Origin of the sequence: Xanthomonas sp. BRIP62418 (assembly GCF_003993495.1) — a bacterium.
Classification (GTDB): Bacteria; Pseudomonadota; Gammaproteobacteria; order Xanthomonadales; family Xanthomonadaceae; genus Xanthomonas; species Xanthomonas euroxanthea.
Map to the genome: position 1 here is coordinate 1 of NZ_QEZG01000038.1, position 24,430 is coordinate 24,430.

Sequence of the window (24,430 nt, forward strand, 5' to 3'; positions counted from 1 at the left end):
GTCATGGGGTCGTGGGGTCGTGGGGTCATGGCTCATGGGGGGTGCGTGGACAAGGCACGACCAATCGACGATCGCCTCTTGCGGCATCCACGACCGGCCACAAAAAAACCCCGCCTTTCGGCGGGGTCCTTTTTTGCTGCAACAACCGATGGGGCTGGATCAGAAATCCATGCCGCCCATGCCGCCCATGCCACCGCCGGCCGGCATCGCCGGCTCGTCCTTCTTCGGTGCATCGGCCACCATGGCTTCGGTGGTGATCATCAGGCCGGCGATCGAGGCTGCGTTCTGCAGCGCCGAACGGGTGACCTTGGTCGGATCCAGGATGCCGAACTCGACCATGTCGCCGAACTCGCCGTTGGCGGCGTTGTAACCGTAGTTGCCGGTGCCTTCCTTGACCTTGTTCAGGATCACGGACGGCTCTTCGCCGGCATTGGCCACGATCTCGCGCAGCGGGGCTTCCATCGCGCGCAGGGCGATCTGGATGCCGTGGGTCTGGTCTTCGTTGGCACCGGTCAGGTTACCGACCGCCACCAGCGCACGCACCAGGGCCACACCGCCGCCCGGGACCACGCCTTCTTCGACGGCTGCACGGGTGGCGTGCAGGGCATCTTCGACGCGGGCCTTCTTTTCCTTCATTTCGATTTCGGTCGAAGCGCCGACCTTGATCACTGCAACGCCACCGGCCAGCTTGGCCACGCGCTCCTGCAGCTTCTCGCGGTCGTAATCGGACGAGGTGTCCTCGATCTGGGTCTTGATCTGGCCAACGCGGGCTTCGATCGTGGCCGAGTCGCCGGCGCCGTCGATAATGGTGGTGTTCTCCTTAGAGACCTGCACCTTCTTCGCACGGCCCAGGTCCTTGATCGTGGCCTTCTCCAGCGCCAGGCCCACTTCCTCGGAGATCACGGTACCGCCGGTCAGCACGGCCATGTCTTCCAGCATCGCCTTGCGACGGTCGCCGAAGCCCGGTGCCTTGACGGCCACGACCTTGACGATGCCACGGATGGTGTTGACCACCAGGGTCGCCAGCGCTTCGCCTTCGACTTCTTCAGCGACGATCAGCAGCGGCTTGCCGGCCTTGGCCACGCCTTCCAGCACGGGCAGCAGGTCACGCACATTGGAGATCTTCTTGTCGTGCAGCAGGATGAACGGGTCGTCCAGGTCGGCCGACTGGCTCTGCTGGTTGTTGATGAAGTACGGGGACAGGTAGCCGCGATCGAACTGCATGCCCTCGACCACGTCCAGCTCGTTTTCCAGGCCCGAGCCTTCTTCAACGGTGATCACGCCTTCCTTGCCGACCTTCTGCATCGCTTCGGCAATGATGTTGCCGATCGACTCGTCCGAATTGGCCGAGATGGTGCCGACCTGGGCAATCGCCTTGTCGTCGGTGGTGGGCTTGGAGATGTTCTTCAGCTCGATGACGGCGGCCTTGACGGCCTGGTCGATACCGCGCTTGAGGTCCATCGGGTTCATGCCGGCGGCCACGGCCTTGGCGCCTTCGCGGATCAGGGCCTGGGCCAGCACGGTGGCGGTGGTGGTGCCGTCGCCAGCGTTGTCGTTGGTCTTGGAAGCGACTTCCTTGACCATCTGCGCGCCCATGTTCTCGAACTTGTCAGCCAGTTCGATTTCCTTGGCGACGGAGACGCCGTCCTTGGTGATGGTCGGCGCGCCGAAGCTCTTCTCGAGCACGACGTTGCGGCCCTTCGGGCCCAGGGTGGCCTTGACGGCATTGGCAAGCACGTTGACGCCACGGACCATGCGGGTACGTGCGTCTTCACCGAAACGAATGTCTTTAGCAGCCATTGGTTGTAACTCCGGAATTTGGGATTGGGGATTGGGGATTGGCTAGAGCGGGGTTCGGGGGAGATGCGGGATCAGCTGCGCCAAGCGCAGTGGCCAATCCCGAATCCCCACTCCCGAATCCCGCCGGCAACGGCTATCAGCCGATGACCGCCAGGATGTCGTCTTCGCGCAGTACCTTGTACTCGACGCCTTCGGACTTGTAGCTGCTGCCGGCGTACTGGCCGTAGATGACCTTGTCGCCGACCTTGACCACCGGCGCGCGCAGGCTGCCGTTGTCCAGGGGCTTGCCGGCGCCGATGGCGACGACTTCACCCTTGGTGGACTTTTCCTTGGCGGAGTCCGGGATCACGATGCCGCCGGCGGAAACTTCGTCGGCTTCGATCGGCTTGACTACAACGCGGTCGTGAAGCGGCTTGATGCTCATAGAGAAAGACCCTCTTAAGTGATTGATTGGTCTGGAAATTATCGGCGATGTTAGCACTCGCATGTGACGACTGCCAGCACAGCGCGCGGAAAAAACCCGACAGAGCGGGTGCGGGCCAGAGATTGTGCTGTGTGGGCAGCTTTCAAGGGCTGGGGGCAAAAAATTTTTCGCCGGGCAGTCCCGGTCCACAGGTGGCAGGGCCGCTGGGAGCCGGCGGGCAGTTCGCCAGGTGGCTGCGAGCGGGCGGGTTTGCCACCGGACTGCGCAACGGGCTGCGGCGCCTGGCGGCACTGGGCACTGGGCACTGGGCACTTGGCACTGGCACTGGCACTTGGCACTTGGCACTGGGCACTGGGCACTGGGCACTGGCACTGGCACTGGCACTTGGCACTTGGCACTGGCACTGGCACTGGCACTGGCACTTGGCACTTGGCACTTGGCACTTGGCACTTGGCACGGGGCACGGGGCACGGGGCACTGAGCGGTAAGCGGTAAGCGGGTTAGCCAAGTCACCGGGCCAGCTGCACTAAAAATGGAACCAGGTTCCACCGATTGTCATGCGCACGTCTTACAGTCGGCAACGCATTCCCCGATCACAAGGAGCTGTCGATGAGGTTGCCGTCCCGTGCCCGTGTTTCCCCCTTGCGCTGGTCCCTGCGCTGCGCGCTTCCCCTGGCCTGTGCCTTCGCGCTGACCGCCCCTGCCGCCCACGCGGCGGTGTTCATCAACGAACTGCATTACGACGACGCGGGCGCCTCCGGCGACAGCGGCGAAGGCGTGGAGGTGGTGGCCACCGCCGGCGAATCGCTGAGCGGCTACCGCATCTATCTGTACAACGGCAGCACGCCGGGTGCGGCGACGGTCTACGCCAACACTGCGGTGCCGGCCGGCAGCCTGGCCAGCTGCGGCAGCCAGGTGCGCGTGGCCACGGTCGGCTACGCCAGCAACGGCGTGCAGAACGGGCCCAACGACGGGGTGGCGCTGGTCGATCCCAACGGGCAGCTGGTGCAGTTCCTCAGTTACGAAGGCGCCATCACCGGCAGTGGCGGCCCTGCCGCCGGCGTGACCAGCCAGACCCTGCCGGTCAGCGAGAGCAACAGCAGCGCGGTCGGCAGCTCGCTGCAACTGACCGGCACCGGCAGCAGCGCGGCCAACTTCAGCTGGGCCGGCTCGTCGGCGCAGACCTTCGGCGCGTGCAACCGCGGCCAGAGCTTCAACGGCAGCGGCGGTGGCGGCGAAACCGGCGGCGCACCGACGATCACCAGCACCGCCCCGACCCAGGGCGCGACCGGCTTCCCCGCCGCGGGCGACCTGAGCGTGGGCTTCAGCGAGGCGGTGACGCTGGGCAGCGGCGCCTTCGCGCTCAGCTGCGCCAGCTCCGGCACGGTGGCACTGAGCTACCCGACCAGCGGCACCCGCTTCAGCCTGTCCACCAACACCGCGCTGGTGGGTGGCGAGCGCTGCACCCTGGCGATCACCGCCAGCGCCATCCGCGATGCCAGCGGGCTGAGCCCGGCCGCCAACCAGTCCATCGCCTTCACCGTGGCCACCGCCAGCGGCGGCGGTACCGGCTATTACGGGCGGGTCAACACCGCCAATGCCAGCCAGTTGCGCTGCTCGCTGCACACCGTGATCAAGGGCCACACGGTCTATCCGTACAGCGGCTCGGGCACCAGCACCTGGACCATCCTGGAAATGGCCGACGAGGATCCCAACAACAGCGGCCGGATCCTGGACGCCTACCGCAACCGCAGCTACGCCAAGGGTAGCGACCGTGCCGGCACCGGCAGCGGGCTGACCTACAACCGCGAGCACACCTGGCCCAACTCGCTGGGCTTTGGCAGTGCCAGCGGCGACAAGGGCCTGCCGTATGCGCCCTACACCGATACCCACATGCTGTATCTGACCGACACCGCCTTCAACGCCGACCGCGGCAACAAGCCCTATGCGGCCTGCACCGGCAGCTGCGGCGAGCGGGTCACCGAGGTCAACGACGGCAGTGGCGGCGGCAGCGGGCGCTATCCGGGCAATTCCAACTGGGTGCGCACCCCCGACGGTAACGGCGGCACCTTCGAGGTGTGGGGCAAGCGCAAGGGCGACATGGCGCGTGCGGTGATGTACATGGCGATCCGCTATGAAGGTGGCACCGACGCAGCCACCGGGCAGTCCGAGCCGGACCTGGAGCTCACCGACGACCGCAGCAAGATCGTGCAGACCTCGGCCTCGCCGGCCTACATGGGCCTGCTGTCCACGCTGCTGGCCTGGCACCAGGCCGACCCGCCGGACGATGCCGAGCGCGCCCGCAACCAGGTGATCTTCAGCTTCCAGGGCAACCGCAATCCGTTCGTGGACCACCCCGAATGGGCGACGTCGAGCCTGTTCACCTCGGCCAAGCCGGCCAGCTGCCAGCTGGCCGAGTGATCCAGCCCGGCCCGGCGCGCAAGGCGTCGGGCCGGGCGTCGGCCTGCGGCGGCAACCCACACCATCGCCCACGCGGCGAACGCGCGCGGCCGCCGGCCCGCGAGTCCGACGTTGTGCCCTTCATCCGGCACATCGCCATCGCGTCGCGTCCTTGCATGCGCGAGCCGCCGGCGCGTGGGCACCGCCGCCAGGCCGCGAGGCCTGGCGAAGTTGACGCCCTGTTCCGGAATCTGCGGTCGATCCCCTGCAGACAGGGGATTACACTGCGCGGTCACATGAGCGCCGCTTCCCTCCATCTATTGTTCAGCACCTGCCCGGATGCCGACAGCGCCGAGCGCATTGCGCGCGCGCTGCTGGACGAACGCCTGGCCGCCTGCGTCACCCAGTTGCCCGGCGTGCAGTCGCTGTATCGCTGGAACGGGGCGATCGAGCGCAGCCAGGAAGTGCAGCTGTTGATCAAGACCTGGGAAGACCGCGTGCCGGACGCCATCGCGCGGCTGCGGGCGCTGCATCCGTATGAACTGCCGGAGGCGATCGCGGTCCAAGCCAGCGCCGGGCTGCCGGCGTATCTCGATTGGGTCCGGGCCGAAACCCGCAAGGAATCCTGACGTCCATGAAGTCTCTGTCCCGCTGGATCGCCCGCTGCGCACTGCTGGCCGTACCGTTGCTCGCCGCACCGCTGGCGCTGGTGGCGCCCCTGCCCGCGCAGGCCGCGGTCAGCGAGGCCGACCTGCTGCCGGTGGACCAGGCCTTCACGCTCAGCGCCACCGCCGACAGCCGCGACAGCATCGCGCTGCGCTGGAAGATCGCGCCGGGCTACTACCTGTATCGCCACCGCATCAGCGTCAAATCCGGGCAAGGCTTTGCCGCCGGCGAGCTGGCGCTGCCGGAAGGCCAGAGCAAGCACGACGAGTTCTTCGGCCAGGTGCAGACCTACCGCAAGCAACTGCAGGCCAGGCTGGCCGGCAAGGCCGATGCCGGGCTGCGGACCGCGGTGCTGCAGGTGCAATACCAGGGCTGCGCCGATGCCGGCGTGTGCTACCCGCCGCAACGTCGCGAACTGCGCGTGAGCTTGCCCGAGGCCGCGACGGCCTCGACGGCCTCAGCGCCCGCCGCCACCGCCACCACCCAGCGCGAGAACCTGGGCGCACTGGTGCCGCGCGCACCGGCGGGCCCGCGCCTGTTCGGCAGCACCGGCCAGGCGGCCGGCGTGGATGCCCTGCCATTGCCGGCCGAGCAGGCCTTCCGCTTCGAGGCGATCGTTGGCGACGGCAACAGCCTGCTGCTGCGCTTCACCCCCGCGCCCGGCTACTACATCTATCGCGACCGCACCTCGCTGGCGCTGGAAGGCGCCGGCGGGGTGCGTCCCGGGCTGCCGCGCTGGCCGCAGGGCAGCGCGCACCGCGACGAGCATTTCGGCGACGTGGTGGTGTATTTCGACCAGGCCGAAGTCACCTTGCCGCTGCTGCGCGAGCACGCCGAGCCGGTCAGGACGACGCTGGTGGCGACCTTCCAGGGCTGCCAGACCGACGGCATCTGCTACCCGCCGATGACCCGCCGCGTGGCGCTGGAGCTGCCCGCCGGCACCGTGTCGCCGCAGAACCAGGCGCAGGCGGCACCGCTGATGATTTCGCCGCTGCCCGCCGGGCAACTGCCTGCCGAGCCGGCGCCGGCACCGACGCCCGCGGCGACTGCGGCACCGGCCGCAGATGCCTCGGCCGACAATCCGCAACGCACCCAGCCGCCGCATACCGACAAGGGCCTGCTGGCGATGCTGGTGCTGGCCCTGCTCGGCGGGCTGGTGCTGAACCTGATGCCCTGCGTGCTGCCGATCCTGTCGCTGAAGGTGCTGGGCCTGGCCCACAGCGGCGAGAGCCGCAGCCACGCGCGCAGCCATGCGATCTGGTATTCGCTGGGCGTGCTGGTGTCGTTCGCGGCGATCGGCGCGCTGGTGATCGGCCTGCGTGCGGCCGGGCAGGCGGCCGGCTGGGGCTTCCAGCTGCAGCAGCCGTGGTTCGTCGCGGCGCTGGCGTACCTGATGTTTGCGGTGGGCCTGAGCCTGTCGGGCGTGTTCACGCTGGGCGGCAACCTGGGCGGCATCGGCCAGTCGCTGGCGTCGCGCAATGGCCCGCTGGGCGACTTCTTCACCGGCGTGCTGGCCTGCGTGGTGGCCAGCCCGTGCATCGCCCCGTTCATGGGCACCGCACTGGCGTATGCGTTCACCGCCCCGGCGCTGCTGGCGATGCTGGTGTTCCTGGCGCTGGGCCTGGGCCTGGCGCTGCCATTCCTGCTGATCGGCTTCATTCCCTCGCTGGCGCGGCGCCTGCCCACGCCCGGCGCGTGGATGGAGACCCTCAAGCAGGTGCTGGCGTTCCCGATGTATCTCACCGCGATCTGGCTGCTGTGGGTGCTGGGCAAGCAGCGCGGCGTGGACGCGCTGGCGCTGATGCTGGTCGGTGCCACCCTGCTGGCGCTGGGCCTGTTCTGCTTCGAGCGCAGCCGCTGGAAAAGCCACCGCATCGGCATGGGCCTGGCAGCGGTGATGCTGGTGCTGGCGATCGTGCCGGTGGTCGGGGTCACCCGCCTGCGCCTGCCGGCGGCCACCGCCGCCGAGGGTGTGGTGGCGTACTCACCGCAGCTGCTGGACCGCCTGCGCGCCGACAACCGCGTGGTGTTCGTCAACATGACCGCGGACTGGTGCGTGACCTGCAAGGCCAACGAAAAGAACGTGCTGAGCAGCGCCGATTTCCGCGACGCGCTGCGCCGCGTCGACGCGGTCTACATGAAAGGCGACTGGACCAACGTTGACCCCAGGATCAGCGCCTTCCTGGACCAGCACCAGGCCGTCGGCGTGCCGCTGTACGTGGTCTATGGCCCCGGTGCCCCGCCGGCGGTGCTGCCGACCGTGCTGACCAGTGCCATCACCGAGGATGCGTTGCTGCGCGCGGCGCGCTGAGCCGGCCGGCCTGCCACGTCGGCCGTCGCGCCGGCGAGCATGGCGGCCTGATCCGGCAACGGCGCGGGTAATGACAACGGCAGCGCCAGCGCTGACACCGCTGATGTCGGTATTCAAGGGCAGGACGTCGCTGCCGGCCATGTTGATCGGCATCGCGGCGAACACCAAGCGTGGATCGACACGACGCCCTCATCGTTGCGCCGGCAATCAGCCCCACTGCCGCGCGAGCGGACACGGCAAACGCCCCGACGGCAATTCAGCGCGTGGTCGGCCTGCGATCGACCGACCGGCCGCGCCAGGCGCCGGCCGCGAAACGGCGGTCCCGCAAGGTTCCACGCAGCAGCACCACTGCCTGCCACGTCCAAATTTGAAACAAACGTTTAAAACAAGCCTAACTTCGCCTATCTGGACAGCATCGGCCACATCGCGCAGACTTCCGGCCTTTCCGCTCTCCCGGATGTCATGGCCCACCTGCTGCTGTTGCATGGCCCCAACCTCAACCTGCTCGGTACCCGCGAGCCGGATGTCTATGGGCGCACCACGCTGGCGCAGATCGATGCGGCCCTGGTGGACCGCGCGCAGGCGGCCGGGCATACGCTGGCCTGCCTGCAGTCCAATGCCGAGCACGTGCTGGTGGAGCGCATCCACGCCGCGCGCGAGGACGGCACCGTCTACATCCTGATCAACCCGGCCGCCTTCACCCACACCTCGGTGGCGCTGCGCGACGCGCTGCTGGGCGTGGGGTTGCCGTTCGTGGAAATCCATCTGTCCAATCCGCATGCGCGCGAGCCGTTCCGCCACCACAGCCATCTCAGCGACAAGGCCGATGGCGTGATCTGCGGCTTTGGCGCAGACAGCTACCGGCTGGCGCTGGAAGCGGTGATCGCGCGGCTGGAGCGCGACGCATGACACCCGTATCGCCGGCACCTGCGCCGGCCGCCTGACCCCATTCCGCCGGCAGCCGCCGGCAACCTCCACCGATTCACCTCATGAGGCCCGTATGGATCTCCGCAAAATCAAGAAACTGATCGACCTGCTCGAAGAATCCAATCTCGCCGAAATCGAGATCAAGGAAGGCGAGGAAAGCGTGCGTCTGGCGCGCGTGCCCAAGGGCACGACCGTGATGAGCGCGCCGGTGCAGCAGTACGCACCCGCCCCGCTCGCGCAGGCCCCGGCGGCGGCGCCCAGCATGCCGATGCAGTCGCCCACCGAGGCCTCCACCGGCGGCGCCAAGCAGGCTGCCGCCTTGCCGGACGGCCACGTGCTGCGCGCACCGATGGTCGGCACGTTCTACACCTCGCCCTCGCCGGACAAGCCGGCCTTCGTCACCGTCGGCCAGCAGGTCAAGGCCGGCGAAACGCTGGCGATCATCGAGGCGATGAAGATGTTCAACCCGATCGAAGCCGACGTCTCCGGCACCATCGTGGCCATCCTCGGCGAAACCGGCCAGCCAGTGGAATTCGATCAGCCGCTGTTTGTGATTGGCTGAAGCGCCGGGATTCGGGAATCGTGATTCGGGATTCGCAAGAGCGACCGCATGAGCGCCTGACGGTGTGGCGCGATGCGATGTCGCTTGTCGAAGCGATCTACCGCCTGAGCCACGATTTTCCCGATTCCGAACGTTTTGGACTGACAGCACAGATGCGGCGTGCGGCAATCAGCGTACCGTCCAACATCGCCGAAGGTGCTGCACGGCGCTCCACCGCCGAATACCTGCGCTATCTCTCGATGGCGCGAGGCTCGCTGGCGGAGCTGGACACGCAACTGCAGATTGCAACACGCCTGCAGTTCGCATCGCCCGGTGCGGCAACTGCCGATCTGCTGAATCGCACGTTTGCCAGGCTCAATGCATTGATCCGCACGCTGGAACAATCGCGACATTTGCGCGAACCCAGCGCCCTGTACGACTCCCCAATTCCGAATCCCGAATCCCATGCTCGATAAAGTCGTCATCGCCAACCGAGGTGAAATCGCGCTGCGCATCCTGCGCGCGTGCCACACGCTCGGCATCCGCACGGTCGCGGTGCATTCCACGGTCGACCGCAACCTCAAGCACGTGGCCATGGCCGACGAGTCGGTGTGTATCGGCCCGGCCGCCTCCAGCGACAGTTACCTCAACATCCCGGCGTTGATCGCCGCGGCCGAGGTGACCGATGCGCAGGCCATCCATCCCGGCTACGGCTTTTTGTCGGAAAACGCCGACTTTGCCGAGCGCGTGGAGGAATCGGGCTTCATCTTCATCGGCCCCAGGGCCGACACCATCCGCCTGATGGGCGACAAGGTCGAGGCGATCCGCGCGATGAAGGCCGCCGGCGTGCCGTGCGTGCCCGGTTCGGGCGGCCCGCTGGGCGATGACATCGTCGCCAACACCAAGGTGGCGCGCGAAATCGGCTACCCGGTGATCATCAAGGCCGCCGGCGGCGGCGGTGGACGCGGCATGCGTGTGGTGCATTCGGAGGCGGCGCTGAAGGCCGCCATCGAAACCACCAAATCCGAAGCCAAGGCCGCTTTCAGCAACGACCAGGTCTACATGGAGAAGTTCCTGGAGAATCCGCGTCACGTGGAGATCCAGGTGCTGGCCGACGGCCAGGGTGGTGCGATCCATCTGGGCGAACGCGACTGCTCGATGCAGCGCCGCCACCAGAAGGTGGTGGAAGAAGCGCCGGCGCCGGGCATCACCGAAGAGCTGCGCAACGAGATCGGCAAGGTCTGCGTGGATGCCTGCATCCGCATCGGCTACCGCGGCGCCGGCACCTTCGAGTTCCTGTTCGAAAACGGACGCTTCTACTTCATCGAAATGAACACGCGCATCCAGGTGGAGCATCCGGTCACCGAGCGCATCACCGGCATCGACCTGGTCTGCGAGCAGCTACGCATCGCCGCCGGCCGCAAGCTGACCATCAAGCAGAGCGACATCGTGCTGCGCGGGCATGCGATCGAGTGCCGCATCAATGCCGAGGACCCGGAAACCTTCATGCCCAACCCGGGCCTGATCACCGCCTTCCATCCGCCCGGCGGCCCCGGCGTGCGGGTGGATACGCACATCTATGCCGGCTACAAGGTGCCGCCGAACTACGACTCGATGATCGGCAAGCTGATCGTGCACGGCCCCGATCGCGAGACCGCGATCGCGCGCATGCGCGTGGCGCTGAGCGAGATGGTGGTGGACGGCATCAAGACCAACATCCCGCTGCAGCAGCGCATCATGCGCGACAAGGGCTTCCAGGCCGGTGGGCAGAACATCCACTACCTGGAAAAGCGCCTGGCCGAGCGCAAGAACAAGTCGATCGCGCTGACCTGATCGCAGCAGGCAGAGCACAGAAAAGCCCGGGAAACCGGGCTTTTTTGCGTTGTTTCCCGGTGCATCGCGCCGGCAGTGCCTCACGCAGGCCAGGCACGCGGCCAGCCGACCCATGCGTAGGAGCGCACCCGGGCGCGACCGCGCCTTAGCGGTGGAACCTCGTCGCGCCCGGGTGCGCTCCTACGGGATCCGGGGTGCGACCGGATCCGCTGCGCAGATCTTGTCGTCCGCGCGGATGCGCATCGCACCCGCATCGGAGCGCGATGCGCTGCATCGCTCAGCGCCGCGGCGCCGGCTGCTGGCTGCCCGGCACCGGCACGATGCCGCTGGACGAGGCCGGGTCGACCACGGTCATGGTTTCGGTGGAACCATCCGGCCATACCACCTGGAACGTGGAGCCGGCCGGCAAGGTCGAAAACGGCATCGCGCTGCTGGCGCGGTACACCGCGGCCACCTGGCTGGCGCCATGCCGTCGCTGCTGCTCGTCGGCGGTGACCGTGGTGGACTTGACCGACAGCGGCTGGTAGCGGTGATCGGCGGTGTCGATCATCACGATGCCCACGGCCGCGGCCGAATACGCCACGAACAACGCGACCCAGAACCAGAACTTGGCGCCGTGCGCCAGGCGACGGTAATTCATGACTGCGCTCCCGGCTCGGAGACCAAGGCATCGACCATCTCATCCACTCTGTCTGCTCCCTGCCGCGGCACCGCGGCATCGAATACGAACGACACGAAATCCTGTGCGCTGTCGCGCGAGCAGATGCCCGCGTTGGCGCAATAGCTGGTGACCAGGGTGCTGTCTGCGCTGCAGTCCAGCCCCAGCCGGCACGCGGCCACCTGCCAGGCCAGCTCGGCGAACTGATCGCCGGCCACATAGCCGGCCAGGCTGTCATCGCCACTGGCGCGCGCGCCCATCGCCGGCGCCAGCGCCAGGTAGGCCTCCGGATCACGCGAGGCCAGCACGCGCTGCACCAGCGCGCGCCTGTAGCTGGGCGCGCGCTGCAGCGGCTCGCCCAGCGCCAGCAATGCCGCCTCGGCCGCCAGGTTGCCCGCACGCGCGGCCGCCTGGCGTTGCTGCGCCACCAGCCGTGGGCTCAGGCCATCGCTGGGCGCAAAGCCGGCGCAGCGTTGCGCCACGCGCGTGCGCGCGGCGTGCATCGCCACCACCCCCGGCGTGTGTTGGGCGGCGATCCACGCGCTGTCGGCGGCATAGCCGGCCGGGCTGGACGCATACGGGGCGCAGTAATCGTAGACGCGGCTCAGGCGCCACCCCGCCTGCGCATCGCCGGCGCGCACCTGCTGCTGCAATTGCTGTGCATAGCGGTACAGGTCCGGCTGCGCGTCCACCGCATCGCGGTAGGGCAGCTGCAGGGCAGTGCCGCGTTCGGCAGGCGCGTGCGCCGTCGATACAAGCGCGCCTGCGCGGGCAGTGACTGCCGCCGCTGACGGCGCCGCAGCGGGCAGATCGTCCGGTTGCGCGCGCACATGCCACCACGCCGCCGCGAGCGCGACGGGAGCCAGCAACAGCCACAGATGGCGGGAACGAGCAAACGGCATGGACGGCGGCGACCCTGCTGCGGAAAGCCCCGCAGCGACGGCGCGGAGTCTAGCACCCGCATTCGCACGCGCTGGCGCGCAAGCGGACGCTGCCGGAGCGGGTTGCGAAAGAGGGAGTGCATGAGGAGGCAGATCTGCGCGTGTGTGGTGTAAGTGGCGCGCGGCGGCTGTTTGGTTGCCGGCGCGTTCGCCTCAGCCGCCGGCAGCTGCCGGCAGCTGCCGGCGGCACTGCGCTGCGGCCGCAGTGCGGCGTCCGGCGTCCGGCGTCCGGCGTCGGCGTCGGCGTCGGCGTGATCGTGCGCTCGACGCATGCAGGCACCCAGGCACCGTTGCGCAAGGGTCGGCCCGCACGAATGGTCTACGATGCACGCTTTCGAATTGCCCGACCGCCACGATGCCGTTTCTTGAACTGACCCTGCCCTGCTCCGATGCCACCCAGCCCCGTTACCAGAATGCGCTGGACGATATCGGCGCGCTGGCGGTGACGCTGCTCGACGCCAATGCCGACACCAGCAACGAGCGCGCCATTCTCGAACCCGGCGTCGGCGAAACGCCGCTGTGGAACACGATGGTGCTGAATGCGCTGTTCGACGGCGACAGCGATGCGCTGGTGCTGCTCGCCGCGCTGGAGGCGTTCGATCCCGGGCTGGACTGGAGCCAGGTCGCGTTCCGCACGGTCGACGACAGCGACTGGGAACGCGCCTGGATGGATCAGTTCAAGCCGATGCAGTTCGGCGCGCGCACCTTCATCGTGCCGTGGAATCACGCGCTGCCCGAGGCCGCGCAAGCGCCCGACGCGGCGGTGATCCGCCTGGATCCGGGCCTGGCGTTCGGCTCGGGCACGCACCAGACCACCGCGCTGTGCCTGCGCTGGCTGGACAGCCTGGCCGGCAGTGGCGAGCTGCAGGGCCGCAGCGTGCTGGATTTCGGCTGCGGCTCGGGCATCCTCGCCGTCGCCGCGTTGAAGCTGGGCGCTGCCAGCGCGGTGGGCGTGGACAACGACCCGCAGGCGTTGCTGGCCACTGCCGACAATGCCGAGCGCAACGCCCTGCAGGCGCAGCTGGCGGTGTACCTGCCGCAGGACGAGCCGGTGCAGACCTATCCGGTGGTGGTTGCCAACATCCTGGCGTCGGCACTGGATGCGCTGGCCGACACCTTGTCCGCACGCGTGGCGCCGGGCGGGCGGATCGCCTTGTCGGGCATCCTGCACGGCCAGGAAGAGGAGCTGCTGCAACGCTACGCGCCCTGGTTCGAGCAACTGCGCTGCGAACGCGACGAAGACTGGATGCGCATCGACGGCGTGCGCCGCCACTGACGCCGCCTCGCGTCAGCGCGGCGGCCGGCCGGCGCGGATCTGCGCGGTAGTCACTGCATCGGCCACGCTGATGGCGCGCAGCCGGGTCACCGCCTGCCAGCCCGCGCGCTGCAGCGCCGCGCTGCGCCACGGCCCGGCCTGCCGGGCCACATGGACACGCAAGCCCAGCTCGGCCAGCAGCAATGCCGCCCAGGCCGGGAGCGACCACGCCTGCAGGCCCAGGCTCGCCACGCCGCCGGCCAGCGCCAGCAAGCCCATCCCCGTCGCCAGCAGCCGCCAGTGCCGCTGGCGCAGCGCCCACCACCGCGGCGCCAGCCCGGCCGACCACTGCGTGCCGTCGGCGACGGCGGTCCACGCGTCATGGCGCCGCCAGACCTGGTAGCACGGTGCGCCACGAAAGTGGTTGATCGCCGGATCCAGTGGCGAATGTGCCGGCCATGCGGCAGTTGGCGGAGCGGCTGGCGGCCTGGCTGGCGGCGTTGCCGGCATGCTGGGGCGGGCGGTGTCGGGAGCGGCTGGCTCGACCATGGACATCCTCCTTGAGTTCGCTGTGATCCCGTCATCATTGACGTGACGACAGTATCGCAAACATATCGGCATATGAAAGTTATACGAACTATCCCTGTTTGCTGCTAGGGCTATATCTCCCGGCCCGTTCCCACTCACGGTGCCGTGTGAGCAAGTTGTACGAACGCGTCCGCGAAGCCCGCGCGCTGACCAAGCTGACCCAGGAAGCGCTGGCCGGCGAACTGGGCGTGACCCGCAGCGCGGTGGCGCAGTGGGAGATGGCCGAAGGCACCGCGCCCTCGGTGGAAAACCTGATCGGCCTGGCCAGGCGCAGCGGCATGGCCTTCGAATACCTGGCCACCGGCCGCGGCGAGCGGACCTTCGGCCCGCCGGTGCCGGCGATCGCCGAAGAGCCGGCGCAGTACCGCCACCTGGACGACCAGCAACGCGTGCTGCTGAACCGCTTCGACACGCTGGCCCCGCGCCAGCGCAGCGGCCTGCTCGATCTGCTGCTGGCCGAGGGCAAGACGCGGCGCAGGCGTTGAGTCGGGAGTCGGGAGTCGGGAGTCGGGAGTCGGGGATCGGGGATCGGGGATCGGGGGCAGACTGCTCGGGGTGTCATTCGCACGGCAAGCTCCGAGCTGACTGGGCGCCCAGCCGGATGTGGATGATGCGGTGCCAGGACTTCCGCCTGTTTGCTGGCTGGAATGCCGCCTTTGGCCGCAACCTCGTGGGCGCGCTCCGAGTTGGCAGCTGACCCGAGCGGATTCGATGACGTGGCGCCGGCAACTTCGTTTGCACGTTGGCTGGAATGCGGGCGTTGCTGGATGCGGCCCTTGGCCGAGACAAGGCGCTGACAGCGGCGCGACGGTCGGCCACCGGGTGGATGATGCATCCCCGCAGTCGATTGGAGGCGTTTTCGGCGCCTGTGGTGCGTGTCGCACGCACGCATGACGCACCCGGGTTCGCCCGCTGGCGTGCGCGTGGTTGAATAGAGCCCTTCCCGCTGCACGCCTGCCGATGTCCGAGACTCCGCCACCGCGCCGCCCCCTGGCCACGTTCCTGCGTGCGACGCCGGCGGCTCCATCGCTGCTGCCGACCCCGGTGGTGCCTGCTGCCGAACCGCCGCTGCCCGCGCCGCCGGTGCCGGCCAGCGAACTGGCGCCGGCGCCGTCAACCGAGCCGGTGGCCGCACCGGCAGCACCGGGCGTGTCGCCGCCCTTCGAGCCGCTGGTGACCGCGCCGCGCAGCGAGCCTGCGCCGGTGGGCATCCCCCTGCCAGGCAGCGGTGCCGGCCAGGCCGCAGCGGATGCCACCGCGCCGGACCGGCCGGCCTGGACCACGGCAACTGCGCGCCCGCTGCCCGGCGATCCTGCCGAAGGCTCAGCGGCCGGCGCCAGCGACACCCGCACCGCGATCGCCGGCACTCCTGCTGCACAGCAGACCGCCGCACATCCGGGTGGCGTGGCGACCGGCAGCATTGCCGGCGCAGACCAGCAGCGCGCGCACTCCGCTGCGTCCGGCGTTGCATCCGTGCCGGACGCCACGCCTGCGTCCGGCATCGACCCGGATATGGACGCCGAGCCAGGCGACAGCGCCGCAGGCCCTGCCGGCGCAGCGGCACCTGACCGGTTCCAGCCCCTCGCGGCCCAGGCCGCGCCCGCCTTCGCACGCCGCGGGCTGGCCCGGCCACGGCTGCGCGCCAGCGGCCGCCAGTGGGCCTTGCTGGTCGGGCTGGTCGGCCTGCTGGCGTTGCAGATCGTCATCGCCGACCGCGCGCAGCTGGCCGCCGATGCGCGCTGGCGTCCGCTGGCCAGCGCGGCCTGCGCGGTGGCGCGCTGCACGCTGCCGGCCTGGCGCGAGCCGGCCGCGCTGACCTTGCTCCATCGCGATGTGCGCCCGCTGCCCGGGGTGCCGGGCGTGCTGCAGGTCCAGGCCAGCTTCCGCAACGAGGCGCGCTGGGCGCAGGCCTGGCCGTGGCTGCAGCTGTCGTTGTCCGACGCCGACGGGCGGGTGATCGGCACGCGCGTGCTAGCGCCGCAGGAGTATCTGGGCCAGCCACCAGCCGCGCAGGACACGCTCGCGCCGGGCCAGGCGGTGCAGGTGGCGTTTGCCGTACGCGAGCCGGCCGCGAGCACCGCCGCCTTCAGTTTCGACTTCCGCTGAGCGGACGCGACCTGCGCCGATGGCCACACGGGCGTGGCGAGCGGTGAGGTCACGCGCTAGACTCACTCCCCCTCGCCGGCCACGCGTCCCGGCTTCGTGACACTGGGAACCCTCCTTTGAACGCAGCCCCCTCTCGCCCTGACCCCGGTCGTGGCGCCCCGAAGTCGCCGCTGCGCGAACACGTGGCCCAGTCCGTCCGCCGTTACCTGCGTGACCTGGACGGCAGCGACGCCGACGATGTGTACGAAATCGTATTGCGCGAGATGGAGATCCCGTTGTTCGTGGAAGTGCTCAACCACTGCGAAGGCAACCAGAGCCGCGCGGCGGCGATGCTGGGCATTCACCGTGCCACGCTGCGCAAGAAGCTCAAAGAGTACGGGCTGACGTAGGACGGGAATCGGGAATCGGGAGTGGGGAATCGTTGGCGCGTTGTTGCGTGCTGCAGGCTGGCAGTGCGCTGGCTGGCACGCTTGGTGGGGTGCGCGGCCGTTGGTCGATCTTCGCAGCGTGTTGTGGAATGTTCTGCGTGTTGATGCCTGGTAAGGCTGCCTGATTCGTCCCCCTGCCACGCCTTGAGGCAGGACCTGCTGAGTTCCCGGCGTGGCCCGCGTCGCGCGCCTTCTTCATCTGATTGGGCCAACCGCCGCGTCTTCGGCGGTTGGCCGCAGTGCTGGATCGGCAACGCCGATCGCCTGGACGAGGGGATTGCTCAGTTCGGCAAGTGCGTCACCGCTGCATGGTCGCCTGCGGACGCCGGCCCGCTGCCCTGTTCCAGCACGATGGTGGCGATGGTATCGAACGGATCGTCGAACTTCTCGACCACGTTCTTGTCTTCGTCCACCTGGTAGGCGGTGTCGGCCTCGACGCCCTCTTCTCCGGTCTTGGCGATGATGTTGGTATAGCGCTTGCCGTCCCAGCAGCGGAAGATCAGCACCGAGTCTTCGCCACCGGTCAGGGTGGAGCCCAGGCTGCCGATCAATCTGCTGTTGGCGCCGGCCGTCAGGATGCTGTTCTTTCCGGCGGTCAACTTGCTGCGGTCGCCCGCCATCAGCGTGCAGTCGTCGCCTGCGGTGAGCCTGCTGCGGTCCCCGGCGGTAAGGAAGCTGTTGCTGCCGGCCAGCAACTTGCTGCGATCGCCGGCGATCTGGGTACTGTCGGCGCCGGCAATCAGCTTGCTGCGGTCGCCCGCCGTCTGCACGCTGCCCATGCCGGCGATCAGCGTGCTGCGCGAACCGGCCGTCTGCGAACTCAGCTTGCCGGCAATCAGCATGCTTCGATGGCCGGCAATCTGGGTGCTTTCGTGCCCTGCGATCAACGAGCTGCCATAGCTGGCGATCTGGTTGCTGCCGTAGCCGGCCGTCAGATAGCTGCGCACGCCGCTGGTCAAGCTGCTGCCATAGCCGGCGATCAACGAGCTGTCCTGCCCGGCGGTCTCGGTGCTGCCGTACCCCGCGGTCAACGAGCTGTTGTCCTGCGCGATCAACGTGCTGCCGTAGCCGGCGGTCAGGGTACTGTCGCCACCGGCGGTCTGGCTGCTGCCGTAACCGGCGATCAGCGTGCTGGAGAACCCGGCGATTTCGGTACTGCCGTAGCCGGCGGTGAGCGAGCTGTTTTCCAGCGCGGTCAGCGTGCTGCCATAACCGGCGGTCAGGGTGCTTTCGTAACCCGCGGTCTGGGTGCTGCCGTAGCCCGCGATCAGGGTACTTTCGTAACCTGCCGTGGAATTGCTGCCGTAACCGGCGGTCAGGATGCTGCCATGCCCCGCCGTTTGCGTGCTGCCGTAGCCGGTGGTGAGCCAGCTGATTTCCTGCGCGGTCTGGGTGCTGCCGTAGCCGGCGGTCAAGGTACTTTCGTAACCGGCCGTCTGGGTGCTGCCATAGCCGGCAATCAACGAGCTCTGGAAACTGGCGGTGGACGTGCTTCCGTAACCGGTGATCAACCAGCTGCTGCTCTGCGCGGTCTGGGTACTGCCGTAACCGGCCGTCAGGAAGCTGTCGTAACCGGCGGTCTGGGTACTGCCATAGCCGGCGATCAGCGAGCTGTCCGGGCCGGCCATGGAGGAACTGCCGTAGCCGGCAATCAGCGAACTGCTTTCCTGCGCGGTCTGGGTACTGCCATAGCCAGTGGTGAGAATGCTCTTGTAGCCGGCGGTCTGCGTACTGCCATAGCCGGCAATCAGCGTACTGTCATGCCCTGCCGTCGATGTGCTGCCGTAACCGGTGGTGAGCGAGCTGCGCTCCTGCGCGGTCTGCGTGCTGCCGTAGCCGGCAGTGAGGATGCTCTTGAAACCGGCGGTCTGCGTGCTGCCGTAGCCGGCAATCAGCGAACTGTCCGAGCCGGCGGTGGAAGAACTGCCATAGCCGGCAGTGAGCATGCTGCCCTCTTGCGCGGTCTGGGTGCTGCCGTAGCCGGTGGTCAGGATGCTTTTGAAGCCGGCCGTCTGGGTACTGCCATAGCCGGCGATCAATGAACTGTCCGAACCGGCAGTGGAAGTGCTCCCGTAACCGGCGGTGAGGTCACTGCCCTTGCGTGCGGTTTGCGTACTGCCATAGCCGGCAGTGAGCGAGCTGTCGCCACCGGAGGTCTGCGTGCTGCCATAACCGGCGATCAGCGTGCTGTCGGCACCGGCGGTGGACGTGCTGCCGTAGCCGGTGGTCAGGTCGCTGCCTTTGCGCGCGGTCTGCGTGCTGCCATAGCCGGCAGTGAGTGAACTGTCGCCGCCGGAGGTTTGCGTGCTGCCATAACCGGCGATCAAGGTGCTGTCGGCACCGGCGGTAGAGGTACTGCCGTAGCCGGTGGTCAGGTCGCTGCCGCTGCGTGCGGTCTGCGTGCTGCCATAGCCGGCGGTCAGCGAACTATCGCCGCCGGAGGTTTGCGTGCTGCCATAGCCTGCAATCAGCGTGCTGTCGCCACCGGCGGTGGAGGTGCTGCCATAGCCGGTGGTCAGGTCGCTGCCTTTGCGGGCGGTTTGCGTGCTGCCGTAGCCGGCGGTCAGCGAGCTGTCGCCGCCCGACGTCTGGGTACTTCCGTAACCGGCAATCAAGGTGCTGTCGGCACCGGCGGTGGAGGTACTGCCGTAGCCGGTGGTCAGGTCGCTGCCGCTGCGTGCGGTCTGCGTGCTGCCATAGCCGGCGGTCAGCGAACTATCGCCGCCGGAGGTTTGCGTGCTGCCGTAGCCTGCAATCAGCGTGCTGTCGCCACCGGCGGTGGAGGTACTGCCGTAGCCGGTGGTCAGGTCGCTGCCGCTGCGTGCGGTCTGCGTGCTGCCATAGCCGGCGGTCAGCGAACTATCGCCGCCGGACGTCTGCGTGCTGCCGTAGCCTGCAATCAGCGTGCTGTCGGCACCGGCGGTGGAGGTGCTGCCGTAGCCGGTGGTGAGGTCGCTGCCTTTGCGTGCGGTCTGCGTGCTGCCATAGCCGGCAGTGAGTGAACTGTCGCCGCCGGACGTTTGCGTGCTGCCGTAGCCTGCAATCAGCGTGCTGTCGGCACCGGCGGTGGAGGTACTGCCATAGCCGGTGGTCAGGTCGCTGCCGCTGCGTGCGGTCTGCGTACTGCCGTAGCCGGCAGTGAGCGAACTTTCCCCACCTGACGTTTGCGTGCTGCCATACCCGGCGATCAAGGTGCTGTCCGCGCCCGCGGTGGAAGTACTGCCGTAACCGGTGGTCAGGTCGCTGCCCTTGCGCGCGGTCTGCGTGCTGCCATAGCCGGCAGTGAGCGAACTGTCCCCGCCCGAGGTCTGGGTGCTGCCATAGCCTGCGATCAAGGTGCTGTCTGCACCGGCGGTTGCGGTGCTGCCATAGCCGGCAGTCAGGTCGCTGCCCTTGCGCGCGGTTTGGGTACTTCCGTAGCCGGCAGTGAGCGAGCTGTCGCCGCCGGAGGTTTGCGTGCTGCCGTACCCTGCGATCAAGGTGCTGTCCGCGCCGGCCGTGGAGGTACTGCCGTAACCGGCCGTGAGGTCGCTGCCGGTGCGGGCGGTCTGCGTGCTGCCGTAGCCCGCGGTCAGCGAGCTGTCGTTGCCGGAGGTCTGTGTACTGCCATAACCGGCAATCAGCGAGCTGTCGGCACCGGCGGTACCGGTGCTGCCATAGCCGGCAGTGAGGTCACTGCCGTCCTGCGCTGTCTGCGTGCTGCCGTAGCCGGCCGTCAGCGAGCTTTCCCCGCCGGAGGTCTGGGTGCTGCCGTAGCCGGCGATCAGCGAGCTGTCGGTGCCCGCCGTGCTGGTGCTGCCGTAGCCTGCAGTGAGGTCGCTGCCGTTCTGCGCGGTCTGGGTGCTGCCGTAACCGGCCGTCAACGAGCTGTCGCCGCCGGAGGTTTGCGTACTGCCATAGCCTGCGATCAGCGAGCTGTCTGCCCCCGCGGTTTCCGTGCTGCCGTAGCCGGCGGTCAGGTCGCTGCCATGCCGCGCGGTCTGGGTGCTGCCATACCCGGCCGTCAGCGTGCTGCCCCCGCCTGCGGTCTGGGAACTGCCGTAGCCGGCAACGATGGTGCTGTCGGATCCGGCCACGCCGGTGCTGCCGTAGCCTGCGATCAACTCGCTGCCGTTACCGGCAGTCTCGGTACTTCCATAGCCGGCGATCAGCTGGCTCTGATCGGCGCCTGTGAGCGTGCTGCCATAGGTGGCGATTTCGCGGGTGCGCAAGATCGCATTCGAAGGCTGTGCGGCCTGTGGGTCGATGCCGCTGGCCGCCACTGGATGTGGCGCGGTGGAAGGCGCACCGCTGTCGACGGCAGGCGCAGTGAACTGCGCCTGCGCTGCCTTGGGAATGAAGTCCGCGGCAACGACTGCAGGTGGCTCCGGCTGGGGCGGGGTGTGCTGCGCAATGCCCGCGGCAATGCACTGCATCGCGCCGGCACGGTTGCCGGCGTAGACCACCTCGGCGCGGGGAAACTTGATCATTCCCTCCTCGCCCAACCAGATGATGTCGGCGGTATCCACCATGCAGACCACCCAATGCGCATCGGCATGCATGTTCAGATGCGCATTGGTGCCCTGCCCCCACAACAGGCCGGTCAAACCGTTTTCCTGCTTGATGGTGGGTTGCCAATGCCGGCACTCGACACTGCCGGACTGCGGCCAGATCAGTCCGCAATGATCGGACATGTTGTTCGTGCAGGTGCGTAAGGCCAGGACTTTTTCGCGATTCATAGGCTTGCTCTCATGAGGATGTTCCGGGCAGCTGCGCAAACCGGCGTGCATGCCCTGGCCAATCGAGGGATGCGGGTCATCCCGCCGTCATGGCGAGACGGATCCGCCCATTGGCGAGGGCAGTCGCGGTACTGCGGCGGTTGGTCATCGACGAGCGCCACCAGGCGCACGCGCGCTGCGGTGTCTTGCTTGAATCGCAGGGTCATGGACGGCCGTGACGGCAAGACGCAGCGGGGAGTGACGGCAAGGCTGGCTCCTGCGCGACAGCCGTTGCAGCAATTAGCGACGGGACGCCTCGCCGAGAGCGTCGTTGCTGGTGAACCGGTTGAGCGAATCGGTCAGCGAGCACAGATCGTCGGTCAGCCCGGCGTGGCCACTGTCGCCGCAGCGGAAGACAGGTGCGCATTCCCGAAGAACAGCTGGGTGCGCCACGCACGGGGACCGGTTTTTTTGATCAATCTGCGACCGGCTCCGGATTGTGTTCGTCAGTGCACAAGCCGAATCAAGGAACGTGTCGCGCACTCACCGCATCGCGTCGCGAACGCATGCCGGCATCAGATGAAGCGCCATCGCCCGCGAAAACAGGCGTCCCCGCGTCACGCGGCAATGCCGTGCGGGGCTGCAACTGAGATGCAGTGTATTCAAGGTGCGTGATCCATTCGCGCCTGCAGGCGATGCACGGTTGGCAGTTTCATCGTGGCGATGACTGCCCGCAGCGGTGACGGGCGTCAGGCAACGCGTCAGCAACGCGCGCAGCAGGCACTGTTGCAACCGTCTACCTGGCCGATGCAACGTTCGCGCAGCGTCGAACGTATCGCCCGTTGCGACGCATCACCTGATGATCGAAGCCTGGCACGCCTGTGGCCGGAGCGCGTCGTCTGCGTCATCGGGTGCCCGGCATCGCTGCAAGCCGGGCACCGAGGTGCGCCACGCACTCGCGCCCCGCTGTCGCAGATCACAGGGAACGCCACCTTTGGCAGCGACGCAGCAGACCGAGGCCAGCTGGTCGCGCACGCCGCCATGGCCTGCGCGACCGACCAGCGCGGCCACCAGCAACGACGCTGCAGCCGCAGCGGGCATCACCTGGCTGGCGCCGATGCCGCCGCGAGACAGCGTGCCCGGCATCGGCCGCAGCAGCGCCCGGGAGCGTCCTGCCAGCGCATGGATCGACGCCATCACGGGCGGTCGAGCCCATTCGAGCGCCGGTGCGGCCTACAATATCGGCTGCCCCGCCTTGATAGCCCCCACCAATGGCCTCTGATTTCCTGCCCGTGCGCCGGGCCCTGCTCTCCGTTTCCGACAAGACCGGCCTGGTCGATCTGGCCCGCGCGCTGGCAGCGCGCAACGTCGCGCTGCTGTCCACCGGCGGCACCGCCAAGGCGCTGCGCGAGGCGGGCCTGCCGGTCACCGACGTCGCCGAGCTGACCGGGTTTCCGGAGATGATGGACGGCCGCGTCAAGACCCTGCACCCGCTGGTGCACGGCGGCCTGCTCGGCCGTGCCGGCGTCGATGAAGCAGTGATGGCCGAACACGGCATCGTGCCGATCGACCTGCTGGTGCTGAACCTGTATCCGTTCGAGTCGGTGACCGCCAGGGCGGACTGCACGCTGGCCGATGCGGTGGAGAACATCGACATCGGCGGCCCGGCGATGCTGCGCTCGGCGGCGAAGAACTTCGCCCGCGTGGCGGTGGCCAGCGACCCGGCGCAGTACGCCGAATTGCTGGCCGAACTCGATGCCAACGACGGCCAGCTGTCGGCGGCCAAGCGCTTTGCGCTGTCGGTGGCCGCGTTCAACCGCGTGGCGCAGTACGACGCGGCGATCAGCAACTACCTGTCGGCCGTGGCCGACAGCGCCGAAGCGGTGCCCACGCGCAGCCCGTTCCCGGCGCAGATCAATTCCAACTTCGTCAAGGTGATGGACCTGCGCTACGGCGAGAACCCGCACCAGGCCGGCGCGTTCTACCGCGACCTGTATCCAGTGCCGGGCACGCTGGCCACCTTCCAGCAGTTGCAGGGCAAGGAGCTGAGCTACAACAACCTGGCCGATGCGGATGCGGCATGGGAATGCGTGCGCCAGTTCGATGCGCCGGCCTGCGTGATCGTCAAGCATGCCAACCCCTGCGGCGTGGCGGTGGGCGCGGCCTGCGGCGATGCCTACGAGCTGGCCTATGCGACCGACCCGACCAGCGCCTTCGGCGGCATCCTGGCCTTCAACAAGACCCTCGATGCGGCGACCGCGAAAGCCATCCTGGACCGCCAGTTCGTCGAAGTGCTGATCGCCCCGGACTACGAGCCCGGCGCGCTCGACTACGCGACCAAGAAGGCCAACGTGCGCGTGCTCAAGATCCCGCACGGCACCGGCCTCAACAACTACGACACCAAGCGGATCGGCTCGGGCCTGCTGATGCAGTCGTCCGACAACCGCGGCATGTCGCTGGGCGAGCTGAGCGTGGTCACCCAGCGCGCGCCCAGCGAGGCCGAGCTGGGCGATCTGCTGTTCGCCTGGCGCGTGGCCAAGTACGTCAAATCCAACGCGATCGTCTACGCCAAGGACAACCGCACCATCGGCGTGGGCGCCGGGCAGATGAGCCGCGTGGTCAGCGCCAAGATCGCCGCGCTCAAGGCCGAGGAGGCCAAGCTCACAGTGGCCGGCTCGGTAATGGCGTCGGACGCGTTCTTCCCGTTCCGCGACGGCATCGATGCCGCCGCCGCTGCCGGCATCCAGGCAGTGATCCAGCCTGGCGGGTCGATGCGCGACGGTGAAGTGATCGCCGCCGCCGACGAACACGGCATCGCGATGGTGTTCACCGGCGTACGGCATTTCAGGCACTGA

Annotated in this window: 17 protein-coding genes and 2 pseudogenes; 12 read left to right on the forward strand and 7 right to left on the reverse strand. The window is 68.2% G+C overall.

The annotated features are described in order from the left end of the window. Positions 1-159 precede the first annotated feature (159 nt). On the reverse strand, positions 160-1,800 hold the full coding sequence (groL, locus tag EO174_RS12010; protein ID WP_011035771.1) for a chaperonin GroEL: 1,641 nt from the start codon (positions 1,798-1,800) through the stop codon (positions 160-162). A gap of 136 nt (positions 1,801-1,936) precedes the next feature. After that, positions 1,937-2,224: a co-chaperone GroES gene (locus EO174_RS12015; protein WP_003483210.1), complete on the reverse strand. Its 288-nt coding sequence runs from the start codon at positions 2,222-2,224 to the stop codon at positions 1,937-1,939. Between the two features lie 609 nt (positions 2,225-2,833). Between EO174_RS12015 and EO174_RS12025 the strand changes: the two genes are divergently transcribed. The 7 genes from EO174_RS12025 to accC all read left to right on the forward strand — a co-directional run bounded on the left by EO174_RS12025 (position 2,834) and on the right by accC (position 10,902). After that, positions 2,834-4,645 (forward strand): endonuclease, encoded by a 1,812-nt coding sequence (locus EO174_RS12025; protein WP_126944586.1) that lies wholly within the window; start codon positions 2,834-2,836, stop codon positions 4,643-4,645. Positions 4,646-4,920: 275 nt separating this feature from the next. Next, positions 4,921-5,253, forward strand: coding sequence for a divalent-cation tolerance protein CutA (cutA, locus tag EO174_RS12030; protein WP_104583552.1), 333 nt, complete (start codon positions 4,921-4,923; stop codon positions 5,251-5,253). A gap of 5 nt (positions 5,254-5,258) precedes the next feature. Then, entirely contained in the window at positions 5,259-7,601 is a 2,343-nt protein-coding gene (locus EO174_RS12035; protein ID WP_126944589.1) for a protein-disulfide reductase DsbD, read from the forward strand. 462 nt (positions 7,602-8,063) lie between these two features. Further along, on the forward strand, positions 8,064-8,510 hold the full coding sequence (aroQ, locus tag EO174_RS12040) for a type II 3-dehydroquinate dehydratase (protein WP_104583549.1): 447 nt from the start codon (positions 8,064-8,066) through the stop codon (positions 8,508-8,510). A 91-nt stretch (positions 8,511-8,601) separates the two neighbouring features. Beyond that, positions 8,602-9,090 carry an acetyl-CoA carboxylase biotin carboxyl carrier protein gene (gene accB / locus EO174_RS12045; protein ID WP_104649183.1) on the forward strand — a complete coding sequence of 163 codons (489 nt, stop codon included), beginning with the start codon at positions 8,602-8,604 and terminating at the stop codon, positions 9,088-9,090. Positions 9,091-9,110: 20 nt separating this feature from the next. Next, positions 9,111-9,545 carry a four helix bundle protein gene (locus tag EO174_RS12050; protein WP_104583547.1) on the forward strand — a complete coding sequence of 145 codons (435 nt, stop codon included), beginning with the start codon at positions 9,111-9,113 and terminating at the stop codon, positions 9,543-9,545. Next, positions 9,535-10,902: an acetyl-CoA carboxylase biotin carboxylase subunit gene (gene accC / locus EO174_RS12055; protein ID WP_104583546.1), complete on the forward strand. Its 1,368-nt coding sequence runs from the start codon at positions 9,535-9,537 to the stop codon at positions 10,900-10,902. The genes EO174_RS12050 and accC overlap by 11 nt, the downstream gene beginning before the upstream one ends. 277 nt (positions 10,903-11,179) lie before the next feature. On the opposite strand, the gene EO174_RS12060 is transcribed toward accC, so the two are convergent. Beyond that, positions 11,180-11,542 (reverse strand): hypothetical protein, encoded by a 363-nt coding sequence (locus tag EO174_RS12060; protein ID WP_104534522.1) that lies wholly within the window; start codon positions 11,540-11,542, stop codon positions 11,180-11,182. Next, the gene (locus EO174_RS12065) at positions 11,539-12,462 is read right to left on the reverse strand and encodes a hypothetical protein (RefSeq protein WP_115675837.1); all 924 of its coding nucleotides are present in this window, start codon (positions 12,460-12,462) and stop codon (positions 11,539-11,541) included. Before EO174_RS12065 ends, EO174_RS12060 begins: the two co-directional genes overlap by 4 nt. A gap of 394 nt (positions 12,463-12,856) precedes the next feature. Here EO174_RS12065 and prmA point away from each other — a divergent pair, with 394 nt between their 5' ends. Then, positions 12,857-13,777, forward strand: coding sequence for a 50S ribosomal protein L11 methyltransferase (gene prmA / locus EO174_RS12070; RefSeq protein WP_039509979.1), 921 nt, complete (start codon positions 12,857-12,859; stop codon positions 13,775-13,777). A 12-nt stretch (positions 13,778-13,789) separates the two neighbouring features. Here prmA and EO174_RS12075 read toward each other — a convergent pair whose 3' ends face one another. Continuing rightward, positions 13,790-14,266: a hypothetical protein gene (locus tag EO174_RS12075; protein WP_232099319.1), complete on the reverse strand. Its 477-nt coding sequence runs from the start codon at positions 14,264-14,266 to the stop codon at positions 13,790-13,792. Positions 14,267-14,451: 185 nt separating this feature from the next. On the opposite strand from EO174_RS12075, the gene EO174_RS12080 reads away from it, so the two are divergent. The 3 genes from EO174_RS12080 (at position 14,452) to fis (ending at position 16,839) form a co-directional block, all read left to right on the forward strand. Beyond that, positions 14,452-14,829, forward strand: a complete 378-nt coding sequence (locus EO174_RS12080) for a helix-turn-helix transcriptional regulator (RefSeq protein WP_104583543.1) — start codon at positions 14,452-14,454, stop codon at positions 14,827-14,829. A gap of 475 nt (positions 14,830-15,304) precedes the next feature. Then, positions 15,305-16,450, forward strand: coding sequence for a DUF3426 domain-containing protein (locus EO174_RS12085; RefSeq protein ID WP_126944592.1), 1,146 nt, complete (start codon positions 15,305-15,307; stop codon positions 16,448-16,450). A gap of 116 nt (positions 16,451-16,566) precedes the next feature. Further along, the gene (gene fis / locus EO174_RS12090; protein ID WP_104583541.1) at positions 16,567-16,839 is read left to right on the forward strand and encodes a DNA-binding transcriptional regulator Fis; all 273 of its coding nucleotides are present in this window, start codon (positions 16,567-16,569) and stop codon (positions 16,837-16,839) included. 2,898 nt (positions 16,840-19,737) lie between these two features. Here the strand turns inward: fis and EO174_RS23220 are convergent. Further along, a pseudogene (locus EO174_RS23220) lies at positions 19,738-20,136 on the reverse strand (hypothetical protein); the annotation flags it as partial. A gap of 2,483 nt (positions 20,137-22,619) precedes the next feature. Then, positions 22,620-22,772 (reverse strand): annotated as a pseudogene (locus EO174_RS23225) (CDP-alcohol phosphatidyltransferase family protein); the annotation flags it as partial. 74 nt (positions 22,773-22,846) lie between these two features. Here EO174_RS23225 and purH point away from each other — a divergent pair. After that, positions 22,847-24,430 (forward strand): bifunctional phosphoribosylaminoimidazolecarboxamide formyltransferase/IMP cyclohydrolase, encoded by a 1,584-nt coding sequence (purH, locus tag EO174_RS12105; protein ID WP_126944601.1) that lies wholly within the window; start codon positions 22,847-22,849, stop codon positions 24,428-24,430.